Consider the following 7217-nt stretch of genomic DNA (forward strand, 5'->3'; position numbering starts at 1 on the left):
GTCAATGGGAGATAGCTTGGTAAACCTTATGTTGAAAAAAAAACATAACAGCCCAAGAACAAATTACAAAAATGGTACAAACATTAAGTAATAGACTATAAAGTTAAAAACTTTATTTTTCTAAAAAAAATAGAAAGCAATCAAAAGATTGCTTATTTATATTCTATTCTGCAATATATAACCTTATACCTTGGATAATTAGACATACACCTATAAGAATTGCTGCGTAAAGTGGCTGGTCAAGTGATAATCCTCCAAGGATAAATGCTATAATACCTAGAATTATAATCAATATTGAAGCAGCTTTTGACACGCCAGGTCCTGAAAAAAGCCCTATAATACCTAATAAAAGCATTATAATACCAATGATATAGAATTGTATTCCTAAAAGGAATGATAATGCATCAATCTTAAATAGGAATAATAAACCGAAAATAATGGCCAGAATTCCGATGAGGACATTAATAGCGGAAAATCCTGCTAATATTATTGCTAGACCTAAGAATATTAAACTTACTCCAATAATAATGGATACTAGTCCGGAACTAAAAATTGGGAAAATTATAAAAATTAATCCTAAAATTACGGATAATATTCCAGATACTTGATTAGATTCCATATTTTTTTCCTCCATATTGTGTTATGTTCACTTTTTTAGTGACATTCAATAATCCAAAAAAGCATTTCTGCTTTTATATTTATAAATTATTCATCGTAATATTTAATTTTTATCATTATTAGCTGGTTCTATTTATTTTTTTAAAATTTTAGTTTCGATTTGGAAAAATTATATGAACAATGTAATAATTGGAGGTAATATATGTTGGATAAGTTTTGATTTTTAAACTATTGTTTAGAGAATTAACATGGTTTGAAATGATGGTATGGTTTACCAAAAATTCAATGTAAAATTTTTAGAAAAATAATGTTATGTCCAAAATGATAGATATTATTTCGTTTCATGATTTTTCTAAATTTTGATTTTAGCCATTAACTTTATTAAAGCTAAAAATTTTATATATTTTTAATAATTAAATTAATCATATTAGGTGAATTTATGGAAAAAAATTTAAATGTTCCGATTAAAGACGAAGATTTATCAGAATTAAAAGCGGGAGATGTAGTTTATTTAACTGGAAATATTTTAACTGCTCGTGACCAGGCTCATAAGCGTCTTCTTGAAGAAGGCGCGCCACTGAATATTGATGGTGCAGTTTTATTCCATGCTGGACCTATCATATCTCAAAAAGGGGATGAATATGAAATGGTTGCTATAGGTCCTACTACCTCAATGAGAATGAATCCGTATCAAAGTGATGTTTTGGATATGGGTCCGAAAATTGTAATAGGAAAAGGTGGAATGGATGATACAGTACGTGAAGCTTTAATAAAAAATGAAGCGATTTATGTGGTTGCTACTGGAGGATGTGCTGCTTTATATGTCGATGCTGTTGAAAAAATAGAAAGTGTTGACTGGTTGGATTTAGGAATGCCTGAAGCAATGTGGAATTTAAAAGTTAAAGATTTTGGTCCGCTTATTGTGGCAATGGATAGTCATGGAAACAGTTTGTATGATTGATTTTAATATTAATAAGTAATACTTATATATAATATCATTATATAGTATAGTTTAATTTAAATGAATTTTAAAAATTTTTTTTGGATGTGTAATTATGGTTGACAATATTGATGAATTAGCTGTAAAAAAATTGAAATCTAGAATGACAAAAATTAGAAAATGTAACAGAGACGCAGAGGAAAAAGAAAAATTTTCTGAAAAATTTGGTGTTTCTCTGGAAGTAGAATTCCAAAATAGAAATCCTGATAAACTTTCCGATGGTTTAACTATTTTTACTGATGCAACTGGAAAAGTTATCTATGCAGAATATTTCTATGGAATTCCAGAAGAAGAAGAGTATACTTCTGTTCAAGTTGATGAAAAACAATTAAAAGCTATTTTAGAATTCTTTGAAGATTACAGAGTACAATTTGACGATTCTGATTAGATGATTATTAAAAACTCTTTGGATGAAGTCAAAAAAAGAGAAAAAGCTCTTTCAATTATTAAAAACCATGTAGAAACTCAGGGAAGGGACTCTTTATTTGATTTAACTGGTTTATCTGGGGGATTTATTGCATCTCCCTCTGAAATTAGTCTTTTGGAAACTTATGTTGGTCCGGCTATTTTTGAAGAAGAACTGCAAAAAGTGGGTAAGTCTCATTTAGGCGGGGAAAAAATTCTCCCTTTAAATAGGACTTCTTCAGGAATATTGGCTACAATATTAACATTAGTTGATAAAGGCTCAAATGTTGTTCATTATTTGGCTGAATTGCCTGCTCATCCATCAATTCCACGTAGCTGTAATCTGGTTGGTGCTAATTATTCAGAAACTGATGTTTTTGAAGAATTTTCTATTCCTGAAAACACTTCTTTGGTTATCATTACAGGTTCTACTATGGATCATAAAGTAATTGATGTGAATGAATTTAAGAAAGTCATTGAATTGGCTCATGAAAAATGCATTCCTGTCATGGTTGATGATGCTTCAGGTGCAAGGCTTAGAACGGTTGTTTTCAATCAGCCAAAAGCATGTGACTTGGGTGCAGATATTGCAATTACTAGTACTGATAAATTAATGCCCGGCCCTCGAGGTGGTCTTATGGCAGGTCGAAAAGAGTTAATTGATAAAATCAAGGTCAAGGTCAATCAATTTGGTCTTGAAGCTCAACCTCCTCTTGTTCTTGCAATGGTAAATGGTATTAAAAATTTCAACGAAGAGAATCTGATTAATAGTTTTTCCAGAAAAGATGAATTGTTTAACCTGTTAAACGAAAAATATGAAAATTTCCAGACTACTCCTACAGGAGTCATGATTTCACCTGAAGGTTTAGCTGGTGAGATTACAGTTAACCATAATTTATCTGTCAATGATTTGGCATTTGTATTTTCATTTATTCTTTTGAATGATTTTGGAATTATTACCATTCCTGCAGTATCAATGCCAGGTGCATCTGCAACAATAAGATTTGATTTATCTACAAATGATGCTTTTAATTTAGATTTAAATGATTTATATAAAAAAATAGAATCTTCAATTAATAAGCTACATGAAGTAGTTATTAATGAAGATGAATGTAGAGAGATTGTATTTTAGTTTTTAATAATACATTCTCCTGAAATTACTTTTTCTAAGGTTCCATCAATTTTTTCAACAATGAGAGCTCCGTCTTTACTTATACCCAAGACATATGCATCATAATAAGTATTGAATGGTTCTCTTACTTCTACAATTTTTCCAATGGAGTATGAACGTTTTCTCCATTCTTTTAGGATAACTTCATATTCTTTTTCATTGAAGAGTTCATTGATTTTTTCAAATTCTTCAAGGAATAATTGGATTAATTTGTTTTCATTTCCTTCTTTGTGAAGTTCTTCTTTAAGGGTTGTTGTTCCCTCTTGAAGTTCTTCAGGGAAATCAGATACATTTAAATTAGCATCAATACCAACACCAATAATGACATTTTCAATGGTATTTAACTTTGTTACAGCTTCAGTTAAAATTCCACATACCTTTTTACCGTTTATCATTATGTCGTTTGGCCATTTGATTTCAGGATTTTCAACACCAATCTTTTCTAAGGTTTTTGCAACTGCAACTCCGGTAGCTAGTGTAATCAAAGGGATTTTTGAGTAATCAACACTAGGATTTATGATTATAGATAACCATACTCCTCCCAATGGAGATTCCCAAGATTTGCCTGATCTTCCTTTTGCTTTGGTTTGTTTTTCGGAGATTATTACAGTTCCCATTTCTGCATCATTCATTGATAAGAATCTTGCAAGAGTATTTGTTGAGTTTACTTCTTTGAAAACGTAGAGGTTTTTACCAATATATTCAGTGTTCAAATCTTTTGAAATCTCCTCAGCATTGATGTGGTCTGTCTCTTGCTTTCCAATTTCTTTAACAATGTTTGAGAAATCGTCTATGTTTATATTTTGTATTTCCTCAATTGTATTGTCTGAAAGCTTATTTTCTTTTTTTAATAAATTTATAATTTCAGTTTCCATGAGATTCTCTCCAAAGAGTTATTTTTGCATTTGTTGACTTTTTACAATATTTTGATATGATCCGACAGCTGCTGAAATTGCAGCTATTTTTTTACTAGGCATGAATGTGGATTTTAATTTGTTAACATATTCTGCATCTTCTTCAATGATATTGGCCATTTCTGTATCAATACCTTTTTTATGCTGGTCAATGAAGTGTGTATTTAAATCTCCAGAAATGAAATTAGGATTTCTTAAAATTGCTTTATGGAATGGAATTGTGGTTTTAACACCTAAAATAATATATTCACTTAATGCTCTTTTCATTCTGTTTATTGCATCATTTCTGTTTCTTCCATAAGTGATTAATTTTGAAATCATTGAATCATAAAATGTTGGAATGGTATAATTCATGTATACTCCACTGTCTAAACGTACACCAGGTCCACCAGGGGATCTGTAACCTGTAATTTTTCCAGGATTTGGTGCAAAATCATTTAGAGGATCTTCTGCATTGATACGGCATTCTATAGCATGACCGTTTACTTGAATCTCATTTTGTGTTAAACTTAATTCTTCACCTGCTGCAATTCTAATTTGTTCTTTAATCAAATCAGTATTGGTTACAAGTTCAGTAATTGGGTGTTCTACCTGAATACGGGTATTCATTTCAAGGAAATAATAATTACCGTTATCATATAAGAATTCAACAGTACCTGCACTGGTATAACCGATATATTCTGCAGCCTTAACTGCACTTCCTCCCATCTGTTCTCTTAACTCATCAGTCATGATAGGGGAAGGTGCTTCTTCAAGAAGCTTTTGGTGTCTTCTTTGAATTGAACATTCTCTGTCTGCAACATGGACTACGTTTCCATGTTCATCTGCCAGTAACTGGAATTCTATGTGGCGAGGTTTTTCAAGATATTTTTCTATGAATACTGTGGAATCACCAAAGTTTGTTGACGCAACTGACTGTGTAGATTCAATAGCACGTACAAGTTCTTCTTCTTCATAAACTGCACGCATACCTATTCCTCCACCTCCTGCAGATGCTTTAACAATAACAGGATATCCGATTTGGCGGGCAATATCTTTTGCTTCTTCGATATCTGTCACTCCTTCAGGAGTACCTTCGATAACCGGAACGCCAGCTTTTTTCATAAGGGCTTTTGAAGTAATTTTATCTCCCATCTTATGGATTACATCTCCTGAGGGTCCGATTAGTTTAATTCCATTTTTTTCACATTCTTCGCCAAATTTTGGATTTTCTGCTAAGAATCCATATCCTGGGTGAATTGCATCAGCTCCAGATTCCAGTGCAATACCAATAATTTTCTCTATATTCAAATAAGATTTTGCTGGTGAAGGATTACCTAAAGGAAAACTTTCATCAGCGTATTTTGTATATAAAGAGGTTTTATCTGCATCAGAATAGATAGCTACACTTTTCATGTCAAGTTCACGACATGCACGCATAACTCTTATAGCGATTTCTCCTCTATTTGCAATTAATACTTTTTCAAACATATGAAACCTCAAAGTAATTTTTTATTAATAATATAATATTATATATTAGATAATTATTAAATATGTTGATTATATGAGAAAAATTAAACGAAAAAAGCATCTTGAAATGAAACTTCAATCCATACCTCCTCACCCTAAACCGAAGGTGGGTCTTGAGCAATATACTACTCCGTCAATTATTGCATCTGATTTGATTTGGAATGCTTATTCACTTGGAGATATTGAAGAAAGGAATGTTTTGGATTTGGGCTGCGGCAGTGGAATATTCACAATCGGCTGTGGTCTAATGGGTGCAAATACATCCTGCGGTGTGGACATTGATGAGGATTCAATCAGATTGGCTTGTGAAAGTTCACAGAAGTTAAAATTGGACAATGTGGATTTTATCTTAAATGATATAAATGATCTTGATAATGTTTATGAAGTTGATACCATTATTCAAAATCCTCCCTTCGGCTCTCAAAGAAATGCAGAGCATGGTCAGGATTTGGCTTTTGTACGTAAGGCTTGCCAGTTAAAACCGGATGTTTTATATTCATTTCACATGGCATCAACTGAAGAATTCCTGATAGATTATTATGAAAAAAATAATCTGGAAATTACTCACATTTTCAGATATGATTTTCCAATTCCAAAAATTTATGAGTTCCATACAAAAGAAATGCAAAACGTTAATGTTATTGTAATTCGAGCAGTTTTGAATTTTTAATTTTTAATTAAATCTCGTTTTTTAAATTTTTACACATGAAAAACAATACCTTTATATAGTGGTTATTACATATTTTATATTAATATATTCTCTGAGTATAAAAGTTGGTAGCATAAAAAGAAGCTACGGATATTATAAGTGATATAATATTTTGTAAATGTGTAAGTCTATTTAGTGATAGCTATATAAATGTAGGGTAATCTTTATATACTTAATTTTATATAAATTAAAACTAATGTATAAAGATGAGCTATCTATATTTATTCCAAATTCGTTTCTTTCTGAGTCAAAAGACCTTAAAATTCGTACTTATAAAGTTGGAATTTTAGGAAGGGCTTTGGCTATTTTTAAAGCAGATAATGTGGTTATTTATAATGATAATCATGTTAAAAATGAAGACGGAGAACTTGATGGAGCTTTTATTGCTGAAATTTTGAGCTATATGAATACTCCTCAATATTTGAGGAAAAAAGCATTTCCTATACGTCCTGAATTAAAGCATGTTGGAATTCTTCCACCACTTAGGACTCCTCATCATCCTGTTAATGATCAACCTGACGTCGGTGATTATAGACAAGGTTTTACTGTTAAAAGAAATAAGAAAGGAACTTATGTCGATATAGGTATGGATAAACTTGCATTCTGTAAAGAGCAACTTACTGTTAAAAAGATTTTTGACTTTAAGATTACTAAGATTGCTAAGAAAGAAGTAATAGTCACACCTGATAAACCAGATGACGTTTACTGGGGATATAATGTTATGTCCTCTAATAAGAGTCTTAAAAATAGCTTAAAATTAATTAAACCTAATCTTGTTGTGGAAACTACAAGATATGGAGATTATATTGATTCTATTTTTGATGAATTAAAACATAAAGTAGATGAATGTAAAAGTATTGCTATTTTATTTGGTGGCCCTTATTCTTCAAT

The 7217-nt window shown here is 31.0% G+C and carries 8 protein-coding genes; 5 read left to right on the plus strand and 3 right to left on the minus strand.

Going from position 1 to position 7217, the window contains the following annotated elements:
• Positions 1-163: 163 nt before the first annotated feature.
• A complete protein-coding gene (locus QZU75_RS12055; RefSeq protein WP_296884042.1) occupies positions 164-619 on the minus strand; it encodes a DUF308 domain-containing protein in 456 nt (151 codons plus the stop codon).
• Positions 620-1057: 438 nt separating this feature from the next.
• Here QZU75_RS12055 and QZU75_RS12060 point away from each other — a divergent pair, with 438 nt between their 5' ends.
• From QZU75_RS12060 to QZU75_RS12070, 3 genes are all read left to right on the plus strand, one after another.
• The gene (locus QZU75_RS12060) at positions 1058-1579 is read left to right on the plus strand and encodes a FumA C-terminus/TtdB family hydratase beta subunit (protein WP_296884044.1); all 522 of its coding nucleotides are present in this window, start codon (positions 1058-1060) and stop codon (positions 1577-1579) included.
• Between the two features lie 94 nt (positions 1580-1673).
• Positions 1674-2006 carry a hypothetical protein gene (locus tag QZU75_RS12065; RefSeq protein WP_296884046.1) on the plus strand — a complete coding sequence of 111 codons (333 nt, stop codon included), beginning with the start codon at positions 1674-1676 and terminating at the stop codon, positions 2004-2006.
• The gene (locus QZU75_RS12070) at positions 2007-3155 is read left to right on the plus strand and encodes a TIGR03576 family pyridoxal phosphate-dependent enzyme (RefSeq protein ID WP_296884048.1); all 1149 of its coding nucleotides are present in this window, start codon (positions 2007-2009) and stop codon (positions 3153-3155) included.
• Here the strand turns inward: QZU75_RS12070 and QZU75_RS12075 are convergent.
• On the minus strand, positions 3152-4069 hold the full coding sequence (locus QZU75_RS12075; RefSeq protein WP_296884050.1) for a biotin--[acetyl-CoA-carboxylase] ligase: 918 nt from the start codon (positions 4067-4069) through the stop codon (positions 3152-3154). The genes QZU75_RS12070 and QZU75_RS12075 overlap by 4 nt on opposite strands.
• Before the next feature lie 18 nt (positions 4070-4087).
• A complete protein-coding gene (locus QZU75_RS12080) occupies positions 4088-5578 on the minus strand; it encodes an acetyl-CoA carboxylase biotin carboxylase subunit (protein WP_296884052.1) in 1491 nt (496 codons plus the stop codon).
• Between the two features lie 73 nt (positions 5579-5651).
• Here QZU75_RS12080 and QZU75_RS12085 point away from each other — a divergent pair, with 73 nt between their 5' ends.
• Complete coding sequence (locus QZU75_RS12085; RefSeq protein ID WP_296884054.1) at positions 5652-6287, plus strand: METTL5 family protein; 636 nt, start codon at positions 5652-5654, stop codon at positions 6285-6287.
• A 235-nt stretch (positions 6288-6522) separates the two neighbouring features.
• A partial coding sequence (locus QZU75_RS12090) for a putative RNA uridine N3 methyltransferase (protein WP_296884056.1) occupies positions 6523-7217 on the plus strand: 695 nt, incomplete at its 3' end.

The organism is uncultured Methanobrevibacter sp., from assembly GCF_902764455.1.
Classification (GTDB): Archaea; Methanobacteriota; Methanobacteria; order Methanobacteriales; family Methanobacteriaceae; genus Methanocatella.